Origin of the sequence: Nitrospira tepida (assembly GCF_947241125.1) — a bacterium.
GTDB lineage: Bacteria > Nitrospirota > Nitrospiria > Nitrospirales > Nitrospiraceae > Nitrospira_G > Nitrospira_G tepida.
Map to the genome: position 1 here is coordinate 2,924,805 of NZ_OX365700.1, position 22,121 is coordinate 2,946,925.

The window sequence follows — 22,121 nt, forward strand, 5'->3', positions numbered from 1 at the left end:
ACCGTCGGACATTGAGGCAACCCGATGGCCTATGAGCAGTTCTGGGGCTTGCAGACTCGACCGTTCGACAATGTTCCCGATCCGAGGTTTTACTTTCCATCCGCGAAGCACGAGACCGCCCGCCAGCGCATGCTCTATGGAATCGAGGCGCGAAAGGGAGCCCTGTTGTTGACGGGCGCCATCGGATCGGGAAAAACCCTGCTGAGCCGGGCGCTCGTCCTCGCCCTTCATCCGTCCCGCTACGACATGGCGCTCGTGACCAACCCGGCGCTGCCCGTCGTGGAATTTCTGGCGGAGATTGCGTATCAGTTCGGCCTGAGTCCTGAAGGCAGCAAGCGGGAACTGATGCACCGACTGCATGACCGGTTCCTCCAGAACCATCAACAAGGTATGACCACGGTGTTGATCGTCGACGAAGCCCAAAGCATCACGGAAGACCGCATTTTCGAAGAACTGCGGCTCCTCCTGAACTTTCAGTTGAACCATCAATGTCTCGTGACGCTGCTGCTGATGGGCCAACCGGAATTGGCCGACCGGGTGCGCGGCATCCTGCAACTGGATCAACGCATTGCGCTGCGCTGCCACCTGCTGCCGTTCGACGAAGAGGAGACGCGGGCCTATATCACCGCCAGACTCCGATCTGCGGGAACGTCCCGCGACCTGTTTTCCAAGGATGCCCAGTCCGAGATTCACCGGCAGTCCGGCGGCGTGTGCCGCGTGATCAATTCCATCTGCGATCTCTGTTTGTTGCTCGGATCTCTGGACGCGGTGGATTGCATCACACCGCTCCTGGTCGAGCAGGCGCTGAAGGTATTGTAAAGGCAAGCCGATGGCAGACCATCAGGCGATGATCAATCAACAGGCCGACGCAGACGGCTGGTATCAAGCGGCGACACGGGAACTGTCCCGCCTCAGCCGGACAGTCCGATTGCAGGACCCGCTGGATCTCACCAAGTTGGCGGACATCGCGAAAGGCATGACCACATCGCTCGACCGATCGGAGGCTCTCGTCGTCCAGGCGCTGTCGGCCCCGTTGGGAGACCGGTTGATCGCCAATCTCGTGCACGTGGGCATCCTGGCCGCACGAATCGGTTTAGGTCTCGGCTACAACGGCCGCCAATTGGAGCAACTCACCCTCGCGGGCCTTCTGCACGACATCGGCATCTTTTCGGTGCCGCCGTCGCTGATTCAAAAACCCGGCAAACTGACGCCGCAGGAACGAGCCGTCCTGGAACAGCATCCCGAGGCCGGCTTCAAGACGATCACGCGACTGGGGCCGGACTATGACTGGTTGGCGACCGTGGTGCGCCAGGCGCATGAACGATGGTCCGGCCAGGGGTATCCGCAGCGGCTCAAAGGCAGCCAGATTCATCCCTTCGCCCAGGTGATCGGGTTGGCGGACGTGTTTGAAGCGTTGGTCAGCCCGCGACCCTATCGCCGCCGCATGCTTCCGCACGAAGCCATGCGTGAACTGTTGCGGCACGAGCGAGGCGCCTTCTCGCGGACGGTCCTCAAGGCGCTCGTCGAACAACTGTCCGTCTATCCCCTGGGAACCAAGGTCCGCCTGAGTTCAGGGGATGAGGGGTTCGTCATCCGCCTCAATCCACGGTTTCCCATGAGACCCGTCGTCCAGATCGGCGATGAAGACTCGGGAAGCGAGCTCACGACCGTGATCGACCTAAGCTCAACGCCGGACCTGTGTATTCTGGATGCCGTCGCCCCGCCGGAACCTCACTACCTGTCGCGTTCGCCGGACAAACCTTCACCGATTCTTTCCGAAGAGGAACCCCAATCCTTTTCCGATCGCTTCTCGGCTCTGCTGGAAGGGCTTGATGAGATCGCCTCCACTATTCAACAGGTGGTGGAGTCTCAAGGAGAATCCCCGGAATCCGGCTCTTCGTCTGTCCCATAACATCCCCCTGTTGCCACCGCAACCTCTGTTCCCCCTTGCCAAGACAGCCTGTCGATTTCCTGCCACGCACCAACCAGGGCCGTCGTGTATGTCCGAGGATGTCCTTGAACTGTCGAGACGCCATCCGCCTAAATCTTGGGCAGTTTGCATGAAGAGGCCGCGCCGTCTGATCGCCGGGATCATCTCCACATGGTTACCCACAGGGCTTGCACAATTTCTGTGGAAAGCGCAGGTGCGCGTGGTCGATCTGTGATGGAGCAATCAGCGTCCGTGATTCCTGAACGGGATCTTCGTATAATCGCCCGAGCCCGTTTCAAAGCAGTCGGGGAGGAAAGGGGGCGGCCGATCGGCCGAACCCACCTCCTCATAGGGAGCGAAGGCGATGGCCAAACTCATTACGCCACGACGGGAAGAAAACCTCACGGAACGGGCCCAGGAATATATCCGGGTGCACCTGCTGTTCCCTTCGGCCCTGCTCGGGCTCATTCTGCTGATCGCCGGCACCATGGCGCTGGGTTACCAGTACCTTGCCGATATTTACGGAGGCGGGACGTTCATCTACAGCACGGCCCTGTTTTTGCTCGGCGCGCTCGCCGGATGGGGGCAATCCCGGTATCACCGGTACCTGCTCAAAGAGGCGCCGGAATATTTCGCAGGGCGACTCCGGGCCTTTGCCAGTCATGACCGGCGGTTCAAGCGAAAGGAGCCTGTGATGGTCGCCGTCGACCATCCGGGTAGAAAATGGGTGCCGCTGTGGTATGGCCTGGCGACCGCCGTCCTTGTGGGGGCTTCGTCTCTTGCCACCGCCAGCGGGCATGTGTATGCCGTCGCCGCCTACCTACTGCCCTGGTCTGGATTTTTTTGCTCGCGGATTTACGCCTGGAGGGAACTTTGGGGACCGGCGCGGGCCGCGCTACGATAAGCTGAAGAAACCAGTCAGCGGACCTTCTTGGCCCGTCCGGTGCGAACCACTCCTGCCCGCTCGAGAGTTTCGACTCGCTTCTGCAATTCGCGCAACCGTTGCCGCATCTCAGGCAGGTGGGGGATCAGCGCCTGCGCCTTGAGGGCCTGTTCATGCGGCATGGCGGGGGCTCCCGAAACGATCTGGTCCGAGGTCACGCTGCGGTTCACGCCGGAGCGCGCCGCGATCAACACCCGGTCCGCGATCTGAAGATGGTCGGCCAACCCGGCCTGGCCGCCAATCATGACGTGGCTCCCCACGCGCGTGCTGCCGGCGATCCCGACCTGCGCCACGACAATCGTATCCTCGCCGATCTCGACGTTGTGCGCGATCTGCACCAGATTATCCACCTTGGTCCCGCGGCGAATCCGCGTCATGCCGAAGGTCGCCCGGTCGACCGTGACGTTGGCGCCGAGTTCAACGTCATCTTCGAGTACGACCCCGCCGATTTGTGGGACCTTGTGATGGCGCCCGTCGTGCTGCACATACCCGAACCCGTCGCTGCCGATCACGGTCCCGCTGTGGATCACCACCCGGCGCCCGATGGTACAGCGCTCGCGCACGACCACGTTCGGATAGAGGACGCAGTCGTCGCCGATCTCGGTCTCCTCGCCAATGAACACGCCCGGGTACAGGGTCACTCTGGCCCCGATCGTCACCCGATCGCCCAATGTCACCGAGGACCAGATCGATGCATCGGCGCCGATGCGGACTTCCGAGCCCTTGACCAGGTCCGATGCAATGCCGCGCGCCCGGTAGGCGGGCACAAACCACTGTTGCACGACGCGGGCAAAGGCATAGGCGGGATTCTGCACCACGATTTGCGGCTGCGGGACCTCCGCAAACCGATGGGCCACGATGAAGGCCGCCGCCCGGCTTTCCCGGGTCTGTGAGAGGAACCGATCCTGCGCGATATAACTGAGGTCCGTCGGTCCGGCCTCTTGCAAGCTCGCGACGCCACGAATGACCCGGGCAGGATCGCCTTCGATCCGCCCCTGAACAAACTCGGCAATGTCCGCGAGTGAAATGGCAGGGGAGGGAATCGCCACGACGCGCTAGCCTCGTTTCCTCTTCGCTGCGACTCGGGTCGGCCGGGATTTCGGTTTGGGCTTCAGTTTGGCTTTCGCGGCACGGGGCTCGACCGACGCCGGCGGGGCGAGCCGCCGGTCCACGTAGTGGACGACGTCCGCCACCGTGACGAGGCCTTGCAGGTCCTGATCGGGAATCTGGATATCGAACGCCTCCTCCACCCGATAGAGCAGCTCGATCGTGGCCATGGAATCCAATCCCAAATCGTCGCGAAGATGGGCGTCGGACGGAATCCCGCCGGGATCGCGTTTCAGATAGGCTGCCAGCGCTTGGAGGATGCGTGTCTGGACGGATGCCTCGACCATGAGATGCGTCCCCCTCAGGCGGCGAATTTCTTGAAGACGACTGCCGCGTTGTTGCTGCCGAAGCCAAAGGCGTTCATCATCGCAACCCGCACCCGCCGCTGCTGGACCTGGGTGGAAATGCCGGCCAGCGCGCAGGCCGGATCCGGATCGTCATAATTGCGGGTGGGATGCACCATCCCGGTGTCGATCGCGAGAGCGCAGGCCACGGACCCAATGGCGCCGGCCGCCCCCAGCGTGTGGCCGACCAGAGACTTGGTGGCGTTCACCGCCAATCGATCGGCCCTGGATTTGAACAACTGGCGGATCGCCTTCACCTCCACGGCGTCGCCCACCACGGTCGACGTCGCATGGGCGTTGATGTAGTCCACCTGAGCCGGTGTGACCCCGGCGTCATCCAGCGCCAATTTCATGGTGGTGGCCACCTCGACCCCGTCCTCGCGGGGGATGACCATATGGTAGGCCTCGCTGGTCGCGGCATAGCCGGCGACTTCCGCGTAGATCCGGGCCTTCCTTTTTCTTGCATGCGGGAGCGATTCCAAGATGAGCGCGGCCGCGCCTTCGCCCATCACGAACCCGTCCCGCTGCCGTTCGAACGGACGCGAGGCGGCCTCGGGCCGATCATTGAACCCGGTCGAGAGCGCCCGCAGCGAACAAAATCCGGCGAAGACCAGCGGGGTGATGCTGGCATCGGCTCCGACCGTGATCACGACATCGGCCTGACCGGTGCGAATCGCGTTCAGCGCCTGGCCGACCGCGTGCGCGCTCGACGAACAGGCGGTTGAAATCGTGAGGTTCGGCCCCTTGGCCCCATAGACCATGGCGACGATGCCGGAAGCGGAGTTGAGGGTAATGGTCGGAATGAAATTAGGATGCACGCGATTGGGCCGCTGCGTCTGGTACAACTGGGTGATTTCCCGCTCGCCCATCACCATCCCGCCCATGCCGGCTCCCATGATGACGCCGACCCGGTGGGCGCGGACCTGGTCCATGCGCAACCCGGCATCCGCCAGCGCCTCTTTAGCCGCCACCAGCGCAAACTGCGCATAGCGGTCCACCCGTTCGACCATCGGTCCTTCGAGGTACTGCGCGGGGTTGAACTCGCGGACCTGGCCGGCCACGCGACAGCGATAGAGATCCATCGGAAAGGGATCGAAGGATTCGATGGCCGTGATGCCAGCTCGACCTTCCAGGGCGGCCTTCCAGAACTCGCCGACCCCGATGCCGATCGGCGAGACCATCCCCAGACCTGTGACGACGACGCGAGATGCCATGGGTTTCACATTATACCGGAATCAAATCGCTTGCTTGTACCTGAAGGGTGGTAAGCAGTCAACGTTTTTGCGGAGGTCGTGGACGAACACCAAGGTTAATACCGAACCCGGAGCAGCAGATATAGCGCCACGCTCAGGAACATGATATTGGCCATCCAGGCGGCCAGCACGGGCAGGAGGACGCCGCTTCGACCCAACGCAATCGCGACCGAATGGGTCATCCAGTAAAAGAATCCCACGACCATGGCCTGGCCGATCCCCATCGCGAGGCCAGTGCCCCTCGTGCCCATTTTGCGGAGGCTGAGCGCGATGCCGACCAGCACCATGATGACGCTGACGAACGGAAAGGCCATCCGGCCATGGTAGTCGGTGAGCACGCGGGAAAAATTATACCCATCGAGGCTCAGTCGATCGATATAGGCCTTCAGTTCGCGCAGGGTCAGCGATTCCGATTCGACCGCCAACCAGGAATCAAAATCCTGCGGTTCTTGCGAGAGCGGTAGCGGCTTTTCCATAAACGGCTCCATCGTCACGTTGCCGTTGGGGAGAAAGCGGCGATCGATGCCGTCCTGCAGCAGCCAGCCTCGTTCCGTATGGACGGCCTGTCTGGCTTCCGTCAGGAGGGTGAGACGAAACTGCGGCCCCAACTGATAGACGCGCACACCCTGGAGCACCCGGCCGCCCGGCTCCACCAATTCCACGTTCAGCAGGGCGGGCCCGCGAATCTGGAGCCAGGGCCGCGCGGCCTTCAGGGCCAGATTCTGGGGTTTCTTTTCGATAAAGGTGTTCTTGACGTATTCCGCCCGCGCGGTGGCCGTCGGAATGATCACGGAGGTCATGCCGAGCAACAGGACTGAGATCACGCCGCCGATCACCAGGAAAGGAGCGGCGAGCCGGCCCAAGCTGACGCCGCAACTCCGCATGGCCGTGATCTCATGGTTGCGGGACAGGAGTCCCAGCGACAACAGCGTCGCCATCAAAACCGCCAACGGCGCAATTTGAAACGTAATTCCCGGAGTTCTGAGGAGGAAAAATGCCAGAATGTCGGACATTTGGGCGTCAAACTTCAAAAATCTTCTTAATTTTTCAAAGAAATCGATGACCAGATAGATCGTCATCAACCCTGAAAAACACATCAGGAACAGTTTCGCGAATTCCAGCCCGATGTAACGGAAGAGAATCGTCATGCCTCTCACCGCCGGCTGACTCGATAGAACGCCACGATCGTGATGAGGGCAAAGACCAGGTTGGGCAGCCAGGCGCCGGCCAAGGGCGGAATGACCAACGTCGTCACGAGGAACTCACAGAGCATGTTCAGCATGTAATAGACCACGACGATGACCACGCCGACGGCAAAGCCGCCCATCCGTCCCGAACGTTTGGAGACGATGCCGGTCGGAACGCCCAACAGGCAAAACACGAGGGTGGCGGTGGGAAAGGCCAAGTCCTTGTAGTATTCCATCAGCCGGCGGAGGGCGATCGGATTGCGCCACTGGGATTGCTCCAGGACCTTCAGCACCTCCTGATAGGAGGGACGATCGTCGGCGAGGGCGGCCCCCTGATTCAGATTCATGCGGATGTCGTAGGTCTCGAAGGACACCTGTTGATACCGCTCCGCCTGTTCTGGGCGACTGTGCACGACGCCGTTTTCAAGCCGCAGAGACACCTGTTGGTTTGCCTGGTCCGTAAAGACCGTATAGCCACCGGCGACGATGATGCGGGGGTCGTCGGGATTCCGTTCATCCGAGACAAAGATGCCCGGCGCGGCTTCTCCGTTCGAGCCGGCCGGCACATAGACGATCATCTTCGGAAGCGGCTCGTTGAAGACCCCTCGGTCGAGTGCCAGGACCAGTTGATCTCGCAACAGGTTCAGCGCCACCTTCTTGAGGTTGAAATTCGACCAGGGTTGCCCCCATTGCGCGAGCAGCAGCGTAAATCCGAACACCAGGCAGGCGAACAGCAAGACCGGCTGGGCCAACCGCAACAGGCTCAAGCCGGCCGCGCGCATCGCCACGAGTTCCTTGTCGAACGACAGTCGGCCGAAGGCGGTGATCGAGGCGATGATCGCGGCAATCGGCAGGGTCAACACGAGGAACGAGGGCAACAGATGCAGAAACACTTTCATGACGGCCCACAGCCCCACGCCTTTCGAGACCAGCAGTTCCACCAGCCGCAACAGTTCGCGGGTCAGCATGACGAAGCACAGGGCCGCCAGACTGACCGAAAAAGGGGACAACAGCTCGGCGAAAATATAGCGATCGAGTAGGGTTCTTAGAAACACGTGTGGGAACTCATGCGTAGCGGCAACTGATCATAGTAATCGACTCTGCCCTGGATGTAAACCTGAAGGACGGTCTTCGCCCGGTCTTCTCCATGGCCCACGAACGACGGTCGTGAAACAGGCCCTGCAACACCGGCTTGACAACCCACGGAGCCGTAGGTAACATGCCCGCGGATTTTTTGGCCTTTAGATGAACGCCTCTCACTTCACCTCGGCGCCGGCCCTTCGCTTCTCCGTTATTGATCACTTTCAACGCTGTGTGTCGGCAGTCCTGAACCGTCGGTTATCATCGGCCCAGGCAGCACCCTGTCGCGTGGCTACACAGGAAAGGAGGGCTGTGTGAAAAGTAAGGGGACAGTCAAATGGTTCAATGATCGAAAGGGGTTCGGGTTCATTCGGTTGGACAACGGAGACGATGTCTTCGTCCATTACTCGGCCCTGCTCGGCGAGGGATTCAAGACCCTCAAAGAAGGAGAGAGTGTCGAGTTTGACATCGTCCAGGGAGCCAAGGGGCCGCAAGCTGCCAATGTGCTGAAAACCGCCCTGAACGCGTGACGCGCTCCGAACAGCACGTCGTTGGCGACGAGCCTCCCGGTCGGCCGGGAGGCTCGTCGTGTTTTGGGGCTCCGGCAGCCGGCTTCCCGACCGACCGCCGCCGTTCCCGGGCAGGAATAGCGCCATTCGTTGACAAATTGGGGCCGCGCCGATAGGGTGATTCGGTCATGTATCCCGGAGCCTGATCTTGGCTGCCGACCGCACGTCGATTCTTCACAACGCGCAGATCTATGCCTCCAAAGGCCAATTCGACGCGGCCATCGGGGAATGGAAGAAGCTGGCCCAGGACGCCCCCAACGACGGCACGATCTATAACTCGATCGGCGACCTCCAGCTCAAGCGCAACGCCAAAGCCGAAGCCATTAACGCCTACCTCCAGGCCGCCAAGGCTTTTCGTGATGACGGCGCGCCGCTCAAGGCCATCGCCGCCTATAAGAAAATCCTGAAGATCGATCCGTCCCGCTACGACATCTATCGATTCTTGGGCGACCTCAATGCCGAGCGGGGCCTGCTCAGCAGCGCCGTATCCGACTACCTCACGCTGGCCAAATGGTATCTGAAGGAACGAAAAAACAGGGAGGCCTTGGAAGTCTACCGCCTGATCATCCAACAGGATCCGTCCAATCTCGATGCGCAGGAACGGGTCGCGGAGCTCTGCCTCCAGGAAAACATGCAGGACGAGGCGATCAAGGTCTACCTGCACTTAGGACGGGAACGGTCGGCGCAGGGCCGGACGGCCGAAGCCCGGGACGCCTACGCGGCGGTCCTGCGGATCGATCCGAACAACCGGGAGGCCGAACAATTCGTCAATGCGGAAAAGCAAGTGACTCAGGGCGCGCTGAAGCGAGGGCAGGCCGCCGGAGGGGAGGGGGGCGCCCGCGGCATCTCGAATACCGCCGCTCCCGGCGATCTGTTAAGCGAAGCGCGGCGCCGGATGGACGCCGGGCAGTACGAAGGCGCCGAGGCGATGCTGAGCCAGATGCTGTCCCGGGAACCGGGCAATCCCGAGATCTGCCGGCTCTTGGCGCGCCTGCACCTCAAGCAAGGACAGCTCAACGTCGCCTTGAACGAATACCGTTTTCTCGCCGGCTCCGCGCTCCGGTCCCAGGAATACGACCTGGCCGAATCCCTGATTCAGGAGTTTCTCGCGGTCGAGCCGCGCTCGGTCGCGCTGTTAGAATTGCTCGGCGAGCTCTTCGAGGAAAAGGGGGATGGTCCCGCGGCGGCGCAACATTTCGGAACCGCGATTGCGGTCCTGCTGGACCAGCCGGACCCGAGCCTGCCCTCGCTCCCGAGCGAGCTGTATGAAAAGGTGAAGGGGCTCGATCCGGACGGACCGGTTCGGAAAAAGTTTGCCCCTCTCTTTGAACCGAACGCGCGTCCAGCCTCGCAAGCGGCGGCCAGCCACTCGGCCAGCACTCCGGCCCCATGGGACGGCAACCAAACCCATGCAATTGGAACCCCGCCTCCATCCGCGGCGGACCCAGCGGCGACGGCGGAGCCTGTCACGGTGGATTATCAGGCCCATTTCCAACTGGGCCTCGCGTTCAAGAACATGGGAATTCCGGAAGAGGCATTGGAAGAGTTTCAGGTGTCAGCCAAGAACCCTTCGTTTTATCTGGATTCGTGCCTCATGGTCTCCCAATGCCTTCGGGCCCTGAAACGCCATAAGGAGGCCATAGCCCAACTGGAAGAGGCCGTGCAACACCCGGACTGCACCGGAGACAAGGCCCGCCTGGCGCGATACGAGCTGGGACTCCTCTACAAGGCCGAATCCCACGTCGAGCAGGCCCTTCAAATTTTTGAATCGATCGCCGACTTTGCCGACGCCCGCGACCATCTGGAAGACCTCCGCCACCAGCAAACAGCCCCCTCGACCCAACACCAATCTTCTTCCATTCGTCTCGCCACACCATAGGTTTCAGTCCGCTTCAGCCGCGTCAGGTTACTTGATTCGGGGCCGGGCGATCGTTGACCACCGCGTCGATATTCTCCAGGCAGATCTCGCCCATGCGGACACGGGTGCGCCAGGTCGCCGAACCGAGATGGGGCAGGGTCACCACGTTGGGAAGACCCAACAGATCGTGGTGAATGGCCGGTTCCCGTTCATACACGTCCAAGCCCGCGCCGGCGATCCGCCCTTGTTTCAACGAATGAGCCAGCGCCGCCTCATCCACCACCGGCCCGCGGGAGCTATTGATCAGAAAGGCCGATCGCCGCATGAGGGACAGGGCCCTGGCATCGATCAGATGACGCGTCTCGTCGGTCAGCGGCACATGGAGGCTGACGAAATCCGATTGCGCCAAGACCTGTTCGAATGATGCTCGCTGCCAGGTGCCGGGCACTGCTGGAACGACTTCCTGATGAGCCGTATACAGAACAGGCATCCGAAAGCCGGCCGCCCGCTCCGCCACGGCCCGGCCAATGCGGCCCATCCCAATGATCCCGAGGGTGCGCCCCGTGACATCCGCGCCCAGCAATTGCGTCGGCGCCCAGCCGCTCCAAGACCGTTGTTGCACCAGTGCATGACCTTCCGTCACCCGCCGGGCCACCGCCAGCAACAGCGCCCACGTCACATCGGCGGTGGCATCAGTCAGCACGTCAGGCGTGTTCGTGACGATGATGCGTCGGCGCTTCGCTGCGTCGAGATCGATGTTGTTGAACCCGACGGCGTAGTTGGCGATGATCTTGAGCCGGCATCCTGCTCGAAGCGCGTCGTCGTCGATCCGTTCCGTCAGCGTGCAGATGGCCGCGTCCGCCTCGCTCAGTCCGGCGATCAACCGTTCACGTCCCGGCGGCTCGTCGCTCGGCTCGTCCGTCAGCCGGTACCGTTCGCGCAGACGTGCCATCACCGGCTCCGGCAGCCGGCGCGCGACAAACACGAGAGGTGACGAGGCCTCCATCATCGGCACCGTTCCTTCAGGCAATCCATCGACTCGCTATCCTAGCGGGAGCAGTCTGCGACCTCAATGACTCCGCGCAGGGCTCCGCAGACGGTCGAGCCTGCCTTCTGACGCCCGCTTGTCCTTCTGAAACACGGGCGTCTAGAATGCACAGAGAGCCTGACGAACCATCATGCCATTGATCCTGCCAGATGCCCATTCCTCCATCGCCAACGATCTTCGGCAGCGGCTGGGCAGCGACAAGGTCAAGGACGACCAGTCGTCGCGCAGGGCCTACGCCGTTGATGCCAGCATCTACCGGCTGACGCCGGATACGATCGCGCTGGCCCACAACGAGCAGGACATCTCCACGGTCGTCCGATACGCGGTCGAGCGCGGCATCCCCTTGACCCCACGGGCGGCCGGCACCAACCTCACCGGCTCGGCCATCGGAACCGGCATCATCCTGGACGTGTCGCCGATGAACCGGATCCTGGAGGTCAATCGGGAAGCAGGCTGGGCCAGGATCCAGCCAGGCATCGTGCTGGCCGAGTTGAATAAGCAACTGGCGCCGCAACAGGTCATGTTCGGCCCGGACCCCTCCAGCGGGGAGATGTGCAAGCTCGGCGGCATGCTGGCCAATAACTCGTCCGGTCCCCACACGTTGCGTTACGGGTCCGTGAAGGACAATGTTCGAAGCCTGCGGCTCTGCCTTTCATCGGGCGAGTGGCTTGATGCCCAGCCCTTTCGGTTGACAGACCCTCTGCTTCCACCGCTGCTGGCCCGACACCCAGGCCTTGAGATCGTTAGGACGCTCGTGGACCGGCACCGTGCCCTGATTCACAGCAAGGCTCCGCGCGTCAGCAAGAACAGCTCCGGCTACAACCTCTTTGGGTTGGTTGACGGGCTTGAAGCCGGTCTGTTTGATCTCCCCAAATTGTTCGTGGGCAGCGAGGGGACGCTGGGCGTGATGAGCGAGGCCACAATCCGGTTGGTGCCTCGGCCCACGGCCACCGTCACGGCCCTCCTTCACTTTGCCCATCTGGAGAAAGTCGGCGAGGCCGTGCCGCAGTTGCTGACGCTTCGTCCGAGCGCCCTCGAAATCATGGACGCCCACACGTTGGACTTGATCGGCCGTTCCCGCCATGGGATTCCGAGCGAGGCCGCCGCAACCCTGCTCATCGAGCTCGATGAGGAGCCGGGGCAGCCTTCCGTTCAGGAACGCAGCGCCCGCCTCCGGAGCCTGTGCCGGAGCTTCAACCTGGCCGGCGAGATCGCGCTGGCATTCGACCGCGAGGAGCGGGACCAACTGTGGAAAGCTCGCAAAGCCCTCTACCCGACGCTCTATCGATTCGACGCGAAAAAGAAGCCGATCAACTATGTGGACGACGTGGTGGTTCGGGCCGAGCGCATCAGCGAGCTGATCCGCTATCTGGGTGGGGTCTTTACCGGCGAGCAGGTGCCGGTGGCGATCTTCGGCCATATCGGCAACGGCAACGCCCATATCGTCCCGCTCCTCGACGTCAACGATCCCAAGGATTTCGAGCGGATGGTCGAGACCTACCATGAGATTCACAACGCGGTCCTGACCAATTTCGACGGGTCCATCTGCGGTGAACATGGGGATGGGCGGGTGCGGGCCGGCTACGTTCGGCGCATGTTCGGCGACGACCTCTATGACCTGTTCGTCCAAGTGAAGCGGGCCCTCGATCCGTCCGGACTCTTGAATCCCGGCGTCAAGCTCAGCGAGACGCCCTTTACCGAGCACATCGACTATACCCGCCTCTCGAAGAGCTGCGCGACCTGCGCCAAATGCAATGCGGTCTGCCCGGTCTACGATGTCTTTCAATCGGAAGACATGAGTTCCCGCGGCTGGTATGAGATCGTCACGGCTTCGGATTACAGTTACCTTGAATCGAAGCGGGTCGTGGAAGCCTGCCTCAACTGCAAGTCCTGCCGCACGGTCTGCCCGGCCGGCGTGGACGTGTCCGAATTGATCCTCCGGAAGCGGGCGGAGCAGCCGAATCAGGCCGCCGGCTGGATCTTCCGGTTGCACGCGCGCCCGAGATGGTTCGAGCCCTTGCTGAAGCTGCTGGCCTGGACGCAACCCTGGTGGGATCGGCCGGCCCTGCGTGCCTGGATCGACCGGATGACCAGGCCGTTTCTGCGACGGATCGCCGAGACGGCCCGACTCGCCCCAGACATCGCGCTGCCGACCTTGGCTCGCCGCCACCTGAGAGACCGGTATCAAACATTGATCCCTCGGCCCGGCCAAGCCCCGCGGCGCGTCGCCTACTTCCATGGCTGCGCGGCCAACTACTTCGACGACGGAGTGGGGGAGGCGGTGATCTCGGTCTTGAGGCATTTGAACCTGGAACCGGACCTGCCGCCGCAACGCTGTTCCGGCACACCGATTGAGACTTACGGCCATCGAGCCTTGGCTAAAGAGGGGGCTCGGTTTAATCTGCGCTCCCTGGCTCCCTATGAAACGGTGGTGACCGGCTGCGCCTCCTGCACCCTAATGCTCAAGGACTATGCCCTACTCTTCGCGGGAGAACCGGAAGAGGAGGAAGCGCTCCGGTTGGCTGGCCGAGTCAAACATATCTCCGAGGTCGCCGCCGAGGCGCCGCTCTTGTCGGCATCAGCATCAGGTCAAGCCCCTCGCGCAGGCCGACGCAAGGTCACCTACCATTCGTCCTGTCACCTGCGGGCCGCCGGAGTCACCAAGCCGCCGAGGCAGGTCTTGACCCAGCTTCCTGGAATCGAGTACGTGGAGATGGTCGATGCCGATCGATGCGCGGGAGGGGCGGGGACGTATCTGGTCAAGGACTATGAGACCTCGCAACGCATCGTCGAACGTAAGCGGCGCGCCGTAGAACAGAGCGGCGCGGAGGTGGTCGCGACCAGTTGCCCGGCCTGCATGATCCAATTGCGGACGGGACTAAAGGGGCGGGCTGATGTGCAGCACGTGGCTCAACTGGTGGCGGACACGCTGGGAGAGAGGCTTCAGCCTCATGGAGACGGAGGAGACGGGTCCGCGTGAGGCTGAGAAAATTCGACCTGCTGTTCGTCCTGGGGGCCTTGACCGTGGTGATCGGAGTGTCGCTGCTGCCCTCCCCGCGGGATCGCAATCCTATGGTTCCGGCGACAGCGAACCACCGCAACCTGAAATCGGAAGCCGATTGTCTCTCCTGCCACGCCTCCGGCGGCAGCCGTCCGCTGCCGGTACGGCACCCGAAACGGCCGGATTGTTTTCACTGTCACCGAGCCGCCGACGGCGAGGGCTCGGCTGGTTGAGAAGGAGAGGACAGCCTCGATGATCAGGATCTCCATTATCGGACCGGCCCTGCATCAGTTGGTCCAAGAACCGGAAATGGAGCTGGAACTGACCGCTCCGATGACCGTGAAGAGTTTAATGGAAGCCTATCCCGCGCAGCTTGGCCCCCTCTCGCCCTTGCTGGAAAACGCCGGGCTCTTGATCACGGTCAACCGAAAGATCGGAACGGCCGACACGATCGTCAAAGACGGCGATGCGGTGAAGTTCACCCATCAAGCGGTCTTCAGTTATGACGGAGCCCGCTGGCATAACCCCTGACCTTCGCGCCCGCTGACCGGCCGGCCTCAGCAGCGTCCACCCCTGCTCAACCCTACTCACTGGTAGATTCAACTCCATCCGCCGCGCTCCATTACTTAGGAGCATTTATACCTACCGATCGTGGCTGACATCCCGTATCGTTCTGGATACAGTCTCCGTGACATTTGGATACGCCCTCCTTTCCATACCAGCGTCCCAAGAAGAGACATGGGACCCTAACTTCCATAATCTCGGCCACTTATCTCACGACAGCCCGATGTCCTATTTCTGGCCTCCGGCTTGCTAGAACGCCTTGCAACAAGACCACCGGCTATCGCCGACGGCCTTGCGCACAAGGGCACGAACCCAGGCCCGCGCAGTGGTGACTGAAGAGAAGGAGCCCCTATGGCGCTCTACGCATTTGACGGCACGTGGAACGACGGAGAGGAAGAGGCTGGTCAAGAGAGCAACGTAATCCGATTTCAAGAAGCCTATCGTGGGCCGGTCTGTAGGATGGAAGGGGTGGGTACCCGCGAAGCCTTTGTCGGGAAACTCCTGGGCGGGATGGCCCGGGTCGGGGGGCGGCTCCGGCTCCATGAGATGCTCAGGAAACTCGACCGCAACGTGGCCTGCGGCGACCATACCATCGACATCGTCGGCTTCAGCCGAGGGGCGGCCCTGGCCCTGCATTTCGCCAACCAGATCAACGAGGAGCGGTTTGCGGCGGAGGTACGGTTTCTCGGCCTCTGGGACTTGGTGGCCTCCTTCGGGCCGCCGGAACAGGACCTCCCCATCGCCTGGCAATTGACGCTCCCGGACAATGTGCGGCGCTGTTGCCATGCCATGGCCTTGGACGAACGGCGAGAGCGGTTTTCCATGACCCGCGTCCGGCCATCGAGGGAAGGCCAATCTGACGCAGGCCGGCTGCAGGAAGTCTGGTTCCGCGGCGTACACGGCGATGTGGGGGGCGGTCGGTCCCCGGGGTTATCGAGCATCGCGCTCTGTTGGATGCTGCGGCGGGCCAAGGAGCAGGGTGTCCTGCTCGATGAGGGCAGGCTTCGGCAATATGAAGAATGGTGCGATCCGGAGGCGCCGATCTCGCAACCTGGCGATTCGACCAAGGACCTGGCGCGGTTCATCCATATCCGCGACAGCGTGCATAGCTCAGTAAAGCCACGAGGATGGCAGGGAGGCCGATGCCATGTCGATCCTCCGAGCGGCGTCATGATCGCAAAGGATTAACGCCCGCCTCCTGAAGGCGGCATCCAAGAACCTATTAAAAAAGCCTGGGGTGTGAGGAAACCAACGGATGAAGGATGTAGGAGGAATAGCAAAAGGCAATCATGCAGGGGCGGCAACCATGCCGCTGACCCGGCCCATGGCCCGGTACTTCTGCTCCCGTTGCTGGATCAACGCCGCCGGCGACAGGTCCTGCAATTCCTGAAGAGTCTGGGCCAATGCCTTGCCCAGCCTGGTGCCCATGAGAGAAGGGTCCCGGTGGGCCCCGCCGATCGGTTCGGGCACGATGTCGTCCACGATGCCGAATTCCCGGAGGTCTTTGGCTGTCATCCGGAGGGCAACGGCCGCATCCGGCACCTTGGCCGGATCATCCCACAGGATTGCGGCGCAGCCTTCCGGAGAAATCACCGAGTAGACCGTGTGTTCCAGCATGAGGATACGGTCGGCCACCCCGAGCGCCAGCGCCCCCCCGCTTCCGCCTTCTCCGATGATCACCGAGACGATCGGCACCTTCAATTGGGACATCACGAGGAGGTTTCGGGCGATCGCTTCGGCCTGGCCCCGTTCCTCGGCGCCGATTCCTGGATAGGCGCCGGGCGTGTCAATGAAGGTCAGGATGGGCCGGCCGAACTTTTCCGCCAGCCGCATCAGCCGGAGCGCCTTCCGGTACCCTTCCGGGTTGGGCATGCCGAAGTTCCGTTGCATCCGCTCTTTGAGGGTCTTTCCCTTTTGGTGGCCGATGACCAGCACCGACCGGCCCTCGAACCGGGCGAACCCGCCGATAATGGCCCGATCGTCCCCATAGAGCCGGTCCCCGTGCAGCTCGACAAAGTCCTGGCAGAACTGGGTGATGTAGTCGAGGGTGGAAGGTCGTTGGGGGTGTCGGGCGACCTGGGTCCGCTGCCAGGGGGTCAGGTGCTGATAGAGCTCATGCTCGGTCTGGGCCAACTTGGCTCGAAGCTTCCGGATCTCCTCCTGGGCAGAGGACTTGGGAGTGGCGCCAGCGGCGGTCAGCTTTTCGATACGTTCTTCGATGCCGCGGAGGGGCTTTTCAAACTCCAAGTAATCGCGCATAGGGAGACCTCAAGGTAGGAGGTATGGTGGTCTTCAGGTGGCGAGCGTCAGCGCGTCATGTTACCAAACCGACCACCCCTTTGCCTAGTACTTCTTCAACATCCGCCACGAAGTACTCGCTGGGGGTGACCTTGATTGTGGGGAGGGGGGCCGTGTCGGCTTCATAATCCGACCCGACCCTGAAGGTCAAATATACCATAGTGGAGCCGGGATGCCGCTGAAACACCTCCTGGAGGCGGCTGAGCTGGAGGCCCGCCTCTGGCGTATCCATGACCTTGATATTCACCTTGCTGATGGCCTTGGCCTGGAGCTCGGCCAACAGCTCGACCTTGACCCCTCGAATCTTGGTCCCCTTTTCACCCCGGTCCACGGTGCCGGTGATCCGGACCACCCGTTCCGGCACCAGCAGTTCGGAGGCGGTCTTATAGAGGTCCGGGAAGACGATGATCTCCGCCGTCCCCTGGAGGTCCTCCACCGTCACATAGGCCATCTTATCGCCCTTCTTGGTCACGAGATTCTTGACCGTCGCAATGATCCCGGCCAGCCGGACTTCCTTGCCATCCCCGATCTCCACGAGGGTCTGGGTTGTCGCGGTGGCGAAGCTTCGGACCGCGGCTTCGTATCGAGCCAAGGGATGCCCGGTGATATAGAACCCGGTCAACTCCCGTTCGAACTTCAACCGCTGCGCCTGGTCCCATTCCGGGACGGTCGGGAGCGGGGGATCGCTGACTGCGGAGGGTTCGTCCTCGGCCCCCATGTCGCCGAAGATGCTGGTCTGCCCGCTCGCCCGTTCCCGTTGCGCCGCCGCCCCCTCCTCCATCGCCTGGTCCAGCACGGCCATGAGCTGCGCCCGCTTGGCCCCCATCGAATCGAAGGCGCCGGCCTTGATCAGCCCTTCCATCATGCGTTTATTGACCTTGTGCAGGTCCACGCGCCGGCAAAAATCAAAGAAGGACCGGAACCGTCCGGCGTCCTTCCGGATCTCAATGACCGATTCGACGGCCCCTTCCCCCACGTTCTTGATCGCCGCCAACCCGCAGCGGATGCTGCCGTCCACCACCGCAAAGCTCTTCTGGCTCTCGTTCACGTCCGGCGGCAGGATCTTGATGCCGAGGTCCCGACATTCCGTGAAATAGCCGACCAGTTTGTCCGAGTTCCCCATTTCGCTCGTGAGCAGCGCCGCCATGAATTCGGTCGGGTAGTGGGTCTTGAGGTAGGCGGTCTGGTAACAGACCACCGCGTAGGCCGCCGCGTGCGACTTGTTAAATCCATACCCGGCGAATTTCTGGATCAGGTCATAGAGTTTCTCGGCCTTCTTCTCCGAAACCTTTTTGCCCTTGGCGCCTTCCAGGAACTTGGCCTTGAGCTTCTCCATCTCCTCCGGCTTCTTCTTCCCCATCGCCCGCCGGAGAATGTCGGCCTGTCCCAGCGAGAACCCGGCCACCTTGTTGGCGATGGCCATGACCTGTTCCTGATAGACGATGATCCCGTAGGTGTCCTTCAGGATCGGCTCCAGTTCGGGCATCTCGTAGGAGATCGCGATCTTGCCCTGCTTGCGCTTGATGAAGTCCGGGATCAGGTCCATCGGCCCCGGCCGGTAGAGCGCGATGATGGCGATGATGTCCTCGAACCGGTCCGGCCGGAGCCCGGTCAGCAGATCGCGCATGCCCGAGCTTTCCAACTGGAACAGGCCGGTCGTTTTGCCGGAGGAAAGCAGCGCAAAGGTCTTGGCGTCGTCGAACGGAATCCGCTCGACGGAAAACGAGAGGTCGGGATGCGTGTCGTTGACGAGCCGTTCGGCGTGGCGGATCATCGTGAGCGTCTTCAGACCGAGAAAGTCGAACTTCACCAGCCCGATCTTTTCGACGTCGCCCATCGAATATTGGGTCACGACTTCGTCGTTGGCCCCCTTGTAGAGCGGCACATGATCCGTCAGCGGTTCCTCAGATATCACGACGCCCGCCGCGTGGGTCGAGGCATGACGCGCCAATCCTTCCAGCGATTGCGCGATCGACATCAACTCCTTGAATTTGGGCTCGGTCTCGACCAGCTCCTTGAGCTTGGGTTCCTGGTCCAGCGCCTGCTGCAACGTGATATTGAGTTGGTTCGGGACTAATTTGGCGACCTTGTCCACCTCCGCGTAGGGGATCTCCATCACGCGCCCCACGTCGCGGATGGCGGCCTTGGCGCCGAGCGTGCCGAACGTGATGATCTGCGCCACATGGTCAGAGCCGTATTTGTCCACCACGTAGTTGATGACTTCGCCACGGCGGTCCATGCAGAAATCCATGTCGATGTCGGGCAGGGAGACGCGCTCAGGATTCAGGAACCGCTCGAACAGGAGGCTGTAGACCAGCGGATCCAAATCGGTAATCCGCAAGGCATAGGCGACCAGACTTCCCGCCGCGGAGCCGCGGCCAGGCCCGACAGGGATGCCGCGCGAACGGGCAAACTTGATGATGTCCCAGACGATCAGAAAATAGCCGGCGAACCCCATCGTGCAGATGATGGCCAATTCCTCGCGCAGGCGGACCTCATAGTGCAGGGCCGGCAAACTGCTGGGCCGTTCTTTCAATCGCGCCGCCAGGCCCTCGATCGCCAGGTGCTCGAGATAGGTCTCACGGGTATAACCGTCCGGCACCTTGTATTGGGGCAGGTAGGTTTTGTTCAACGTCAATTGAAGATCGCACTGCTCAGCAATCCGCACCGTGTTGGTCACCGCGTCCGGCAACTCGGCAAACTCTCGGACGACTTCGTCCGTGGACTTCACATACAGTTGATCCGTATCGAACTTCATGCGGTTTGGATCGTTGATCGTCTTGCCGGTTTGCAGGCAGAGCATCAAATCGTGAGGACGGGAGTCTTCCTTTTTGAGGTAGTGGCAGTCGTTGGTGCCGGCGAGCGGAATGTCGAGTTTCTTATGAATGTCCAGCAAGCCAAGGTTCGCGATGCGTTGGTGCTCCAACCCGTTCGCCTGTACTTCGAGGTAGTAATGGTCCTTCCCGAAGATCTCCCGGTATTCGCCGGCCACGCGGGTGGCTCCCTCCAGGTCCTTCTGCCCGATCAGATAGGCCACCTCTCCGCTCAAGCAGCCGGAGAGCGCGATCAATCCCTCGTGATGTTGCTGCAATAATTCCTTGTCCATCCGTGGCTTATAATAGAATCCTTCAAGATACGCTTTACTGACCAACTTGATCAGATTCTGATAGCCGGTGAGGTTCCGCGCGAGCAGGATCAGGTGGTAGTAGTCGTTGTGGGCAAGCCCACTGTCCTTGGCAAAGCGGCTTCCCGGCGCCATGTAGGCCTCGCAGCCGATAATGGCCTTCACCCCGGCCTCCTTGGCCTTGCGGTAGAACTCGACCGCCCCGAACATGTTGCCATGGTCGGTCATGGCCACCGCCGGTTGGCCGAAGCCTTTGATCTGCTTCATGAGCGGATCAATTTGGTTGGCGCCGTCGAGGAGGCTGTACTGGGTATGGAGGTGCAGGTGGACGAATTGCGGTGGCATGGTGAAAACGTGAAACGGATTGTAGGAGGGGAGGGAGGGGAAGTCAAACGGAGCAGAGGAGGCGAGGCATGCCCGTGTCAGTCTTGTGCTCCCGGAGGCCGCATGCTCGGAAACATGCTCCCTCGACGGCCGCAATGAGACCGACACGGGCAGGCCTCGCTAGATCAATTGGTCTCAAATCCGAAGGGGAGAGAACAAACAGCGGAGGGAGCATCATAAAGTCCGCACGATCGGAATGTGCCGGGGCACCTGTTGCTTATCAATTGCAACGGGTCGTGATGCGCGCGATTCGAGACCCACCCCACCGCCTCCTCTCCGGACGGGGAGCGGGACGACGAGCAAGCTCGGAAGGAGCATTGGTATCGGCGCGTCGTGGGAGACGAACTCTGCCATCTTCACCAGTGCGGAGGGAAGAAGTAATCAGCAAGCTTGGAAGGAGCATTGATATCGACGCACCCCACGGTCCTTGCCACAGAGAGGAGAAGTTAAACGGCGCAGAATGGAGGCTGGATCGGTAAGGTCCTCTGCGCTCGCGAAGGCCGGGCTTCAGCAAGCGCCGGGGACCCGTTGCGCTTTCCTACTGCAACGGGTCGTGACGGCCTTTGCTGTATGGCGGTCGATTGGTCGTGGTACATGAGGTACGCACGTTCGAAGATCGAGAAGAGGATCGTGAAGGCGATCAGCTCCTTCTTCTGCTGTTCTGCAGTGAGCGTTCCAGGAGTCTTATCGGGCACGTCGAATATGTCCAGATCGGGATGCGCCAAGCACATGTTCTGAAACTCAAGGAACTTCTCATCCAACGCATTGTAGGTCCCGTACTCGCGGTCGATCTGCTCCTTCTTCACCGCCCGGAAGTACTGGATTAGACCAATCGGTACGCCAACCAGAACGATGAGGAAGGAGAGTTCCTCGAGGATGTCCTTCCAGTACCGATAGCTGTCTGGCGCAAGTTTGCCGAACAGGCCTGTGGCCGCAAGGACGACCAGTGCACTGCCCACGCTGATCATGATTTGAGTTCGGTTCATTTTGGACCTCAAACGGCCTAACGCCTGAGTTAAGCCGCGCCGCGAAGCGGCGTCGGCTTGAATGAATTGTTAGGCCCCGTCCCACTGAGCCAGATGCAGTAGAACACCCGATGGATCCCAGACGTAAGTGACCAGCGCACCATAAGGCTCTTGTTTAGGTGGAGCCACACGAGCCGAAGGAAAGCGCCCAGACTCTATGAGTCCCGTGATGTCAGCAAAACAACCAGCTGCGTCCTGAACGGATATATGAAGCATGCTGTTCTCCGCCCACTCTTTCACATAATAGCGCTGCAGGTAGAACCTTGATCCTGCGAGGCTGAACAGTGCCAGATTCTCGTCTGACCATTCCAGATCGCAACCCAATGCTGAGTAAAAATCCTTGGATAGTGCGAAATCCTGGGCTGGGACAAAGGTTCGAAGATCGCTTGCTTGAAGGTCAATCACA

At 61.4% G+C, this 22,121-nt stretch carries 19 protein-coding genes; 9 read left to right on the forward strand and 10 right to left on the reverse strand.

From position 1 onward, the window contains the following. The first annotated feature begins 24 nt into the window (after positions 1–24). From QWI75_RS13905 to QWI75_RS13915, 3 genes are all read left to right on the forward strand, one after another. Complete coding sequence (locus QWI75_RS13905) at positions 25–819, forward strand: ExeA family protein (protein ID WP_289269177.1); 795 nt, start codon at positions 25–27, stop codon at positions 817–819. Between the two features lie 10 nt (positions 820–829). Beyond that, on the forward strand, positions 830–1,912 hold the full coding sequence (locus tag QWI75_RS13910; RefSeq protein ID WP_289269178.1) for an HD-GYP domain-containing protein: 1,083 nt from the start codon (positions 830–832) through the stop codon (positions 1,910–1,912). Between the two features lie 382 nt (positions 1,913–2,294). Further along, positions 2,295–2,834, forward strand: a complete 540-nt coding sequence (locus QWI75_RS13915) for a hypothetical protein (protein WP_289269179.1) — start codon at positions 2,295–2,297, stop codon at positions 2,832–2,834. A gap of 14 nt (positions 2,835–2,848) precedes the next feature. On the opposite strand, the gene lpxD is transcribed toward QWI75_RS13915, so the two are convergent. From lpxD to lptF, 5 genes are all read right to left on the reverse strand, one after another. Next, the gene (lpxD, locus tag QWI75_RS13920; protein ID WP_289269180.1) at positions 2,849–3,922 is read right to left on the reverse strand and encodes a UDP-3-O-(3-hydroxymyristoyl)glucosamine N-acyltransferase; all 1,074 of its coding nucleotides are present in this window, start codon (positions 3,920–3,922) and stop codon (positions 2,849–2,851) included. Between the two features lie 6 nt (positions 3,923–3,928). Beyond that, complete coding sequence (locus QWI75_RS13925) at positions 3,929–4,267, reverse strand: acyl carrier protein (RefSeq protein WP_289269181.1); 339 nt, start codon at positions 4,265–4,267, stop codon at positions 3,929–3,931. 14 nt (positions 4,268–4,281) lie between these two features. Continuing rightward, positions 4,282–5,538: a beta-ketoacyl-ACP synthase II gene (fabF, locus tag QWI75_RS13930; RefSeq protein ID WP_289269182.1), complete on the reverse strand. Its 1,257-nt coding sequence runs from the start codon at positions 5,536–5,538 to the stop codon at positions 4,282–4,284. A gap of 95 nt (positions 5,539–5,633) precedes the next feature. Beyond that, the gene (gene lptG / locus QWI75_RS13935) at positions 5,634–6,725 is read right to left on the reverse strand and encodes an LPS export ABC transporter permease LptG (RefSeq protein WP_289269183.1); all 1,092 of its coding nucleotides are present in this window, start codon (positions 6,723–6,725) and stop codon (positions 5,634–5,636) included. A gap of 5 nt (positions 6,726–6,730) precedes the next feature. Beyond that, a complete protein-coding gene (gene lptF, locus QWI75_RS13940) occupies positions 6,731–7,819 on the reverse strand; it encodes an LPS export ABC transporter permease LptF (protein ID WP_289269184.1) in 1,089 nt (362 codons plus the stop codon). Positions 7,820–8,158: 339 nt separating this feature from the next. Here lptF and QWI75_RS13945 point away from each other — a divergent pair, with 339 nt between their 5' ends. Both QWI75_RS13945 and QWI75_RS13950 read left to right on the forward strand, forming a co-directional pair. Continuing rightward, complete coding sequence (locus QWI75_RS13945; RefSeq protein WP_289269185.1) at positions 8,159–8,374, forward strand: cold-shock protein; 216 nt, start codon at positions 8,159–8,161, stop codon at positions 8,372–8,374. A gap of 187 nt (positions 8,375–8,561) precedes the next feature. After that, a complete protein-coding gene (locus tag QWI75_RS13950; RefSeq protein ID WP_289269186.1) occupies positions 8,562–10,292 on the forward strand; it encodes a tetratricopeptide repeat protein in 1,731 nt (576 codons plus the stop codon). A gap of 22 nt (positions 10,293–10,314) precedes the next feature. Here the strand turns inward: QWI75_RS13950 and QWI75_RS13955 are convergent, their stop codons facing one another. Further along, positions 10,315–11,280 carry a 2-hydroxyacid dehydrogenase gene (locus QWI75_RS13955; RefSeq protein WP_289269187.1) on the reverse strand — a complete coding sequence of 322 codons (966 nt, stop codon included), beginning with the start codon at positions 11,278–11,280 and terminating at the stop codon, positions 10,315–10,317. Between the two features lie 169 nt (positions 11,281–11,449). Between QWI75_RS13955 and QWI75_RS13960 the strand changes: the two genes are divergently transcribed. The 4 genes from QWI75_RS13960 (at position 11,450) to QWI75_RS13975 (ending at position 16,072) form a co-directional block, all read left to right on the forward strand. Continuing rightward, complete coding sequence (locus QWI75_RS13960; RefSeq protein WP_289269188.1) at positions 11,450–14,299, forward strand: FAD-binding and (Fe-S)-binding domain-containing protein; 2,850 nt, start codon at positions 11,450–11,452, stop codon at positions 14,297–14,299. Next, on the forward strand, positions 14,296–14,553 hold the full coding sequence (locus tag QWI75_RS13965) for a hypothetical protein (RefSeq protein ID WP_289269189.1): 258 nt from the start codon (positions 14,296–14,298) through the stop codon (positions 14,551–14,553). The genes QWI75_RS13960 and QWI75_RS13965 overlap by 4 nt, the downstream gene beginning before the upstream one ends. A 19-nt stretch (positions 14,554–14,572) precedes the next feature. Then, positions 14,573–14,851, forward strand: a complete 279-nt coding sequence (locus QWI75_RS13970) for a MoaD/ThiS family protein (protein ID WP_289269190.1) — start codon at positions 14,573–14,575, stop codon at positions 14,849–14,851. 384 nt (positions 14,852–15,235) lie between these two features. After that, positions 15,236–16,072: a phospholipase effector Tle1 domain-containing protein gene (locus tag QWI75_RS13975; protein WP_289269191.1), complete on the forward strand. Its 837-nt coding sequence runs from the start codon at positions 15,236–15,238 to the stop codon at positions 16,070–16,072. 99 nt (positions 16,073–16,171) lie between these two features. Here the strand turns inward: QWI75_RS13975 and QWI75_RS13980 are convergent, their stop codons facing one another. The 4 genes from QWI75_RS13980 to QWI75_RS13995 all read right to left on the reverse strand — a co-directional run bounded on the left by QWI75_RS13980 (position 16,172) and on the right by QWI75_RS13995 (position 22,120). Beyond that, positions 16,172–17,143 carry an acetyl-CoA carboxylase carboxyltransferase subunit alpha gene (locus QWI75_RS13980; RefSeq protein WP_289269192.1) on the reverse strand — a complete coding sequence of 324 codons (972 nt, stop codon included), beginning with the start codon at positions 17,141–17,143 and terminating at the stop codon, positions 16,172–16,174. A gap of 55 nt (positions 17,144–17,198) precedes the next feature. Continuing rightward, a complete protein-coding gene (locus QWI75_RS13985) occupies positions 17,199–20,651 on the reverse strand; it encodes a DNA polymerase III subunit alpha (RefSeq protein WP_289269193.1) in 3,453 nt (1,150 codons plus the stop codon). Positions 20,652–21,136: 485 nt separating this feature from the next. Next, on the reverse strand, positions 21,137–21,658 hold the full coding sequence (locus tag QWI75_RS13990; protein WP_289269194.1) for a hypothetical protein: 522 nt from the start codon (positions 21,656–21,658) through the stop codon (positions 21,137–21,139). 87 nt (positions 21,659–21,745) lie between these two features. Further along, positions 21,746–22,120, reverse strand: a complete 375-nt coding sequence (locus QWI75_RS13995) for a VOC family protein (protein ID WP_289269195.1) — start codon at positions 22,118–22,120, stop codon at positions 21,746–21,748. Position 22,121: the final 1 nt, after the last annotated feature.

What these genes read in the sequence shown, in the direction of transcription:
- QWI75_RS13905 (WP_289269177.1), top strand. Translation starts at nt 25, where the DNA reads ATGGCCTATGAGCAGTTCTGGGGCTTGCAGACTCGACCGTTCGACAAT.
- QWI75_RS13990 (WP_289269194.1), bottom strand. Translation starts at nt 21,658, where the DNA reads ATGATCAGCGTGGGCAGTGCACTGGTCGTCCTTGCGGCCACAGGCCTG.
- QWI75_RS13925 (WP_289269181.1), bottom strand. Translation starts at nt 4,267, where the DNA reads ATGGTCGAGGCATCCGTCCAGACACGCATCCTCCAAGCGCTGGCAGCC.
- QWI75_RS13970 (WP_289269190.1), top strand. Translation starts at nt 14,573, where the DNA reads ATGATCAGGATCTCCATTATCGGACCGGCCCTGCATCAGTTGGTCCAA.
- QWI75_RS13960 (WP_289269188.1), top strand. Translation starts at nt 11,450, where the DNA reads ATGCCATTGATCCTGCCAGATGCCCATTCCTCCATCGCCAACGATCTT.
- lptG (WP_289269183.1), bottom strand. Translation starts at nt 6,725, where the DNA reads ATGACGATTCTCTTCCGTTACATCGGGCTGGAATTCGCGAAACTGTTC.
- QWI75_RS13915 (WP_289269179.1), top strand. Translation starts at nt 2,295, where the DNA reads ATGGCCAAACTCATTACGCCACGACGGGAAGAAAACCTCACGGAACGG.
- QWI75_RS13980 (WP_289269192.1), bottom strand. Translation starts at nt 17,143, where the DNA reads ATGCGCGATTACTTGGAGTTTGAAAAGCCCCTCCGCGGCATCGAAGAA.
- QWI75_RS13985 (WP_289269193.1), bottom strand. Translation starts at nt 20,651, where the DNA reads ATGCCACCGCAATTCGTCCACCTGCACCTCCATACCCAGTACAGCCTC.
- QWI75_RS13975 (WP_289269191.1), top strand. Translation starts at nt 15,236, where the DNA reads ATGGCGCTCTACGCATTTGACGGCACGTGGAACGACGGAGAGGAAGAG.
- QWI75_RS13955 (WP_289269187.1), bottom strand. Translation starts at nt 11,280, where the DNA reads ATGATGGAGGCCTCGTCACCTCTCGTGTTTGTCGCGCGCCGGCTGCCG.
- fabF (WP_289269182.1), bottom strand. Translation starts at nt 5,538, where the DNA reads ATGGCATCTCGCGTCGTCGTCACAGGTCTGGGGATGGTCTCGCCGATC.
- QWI75_RS13910 (WP_289269178.1), top strand. Translation starts at nt 830, where the DNA reads ATGGCAGACCATCAGGCGATGATCAATCAACAGGCCGACGCAGACGGC.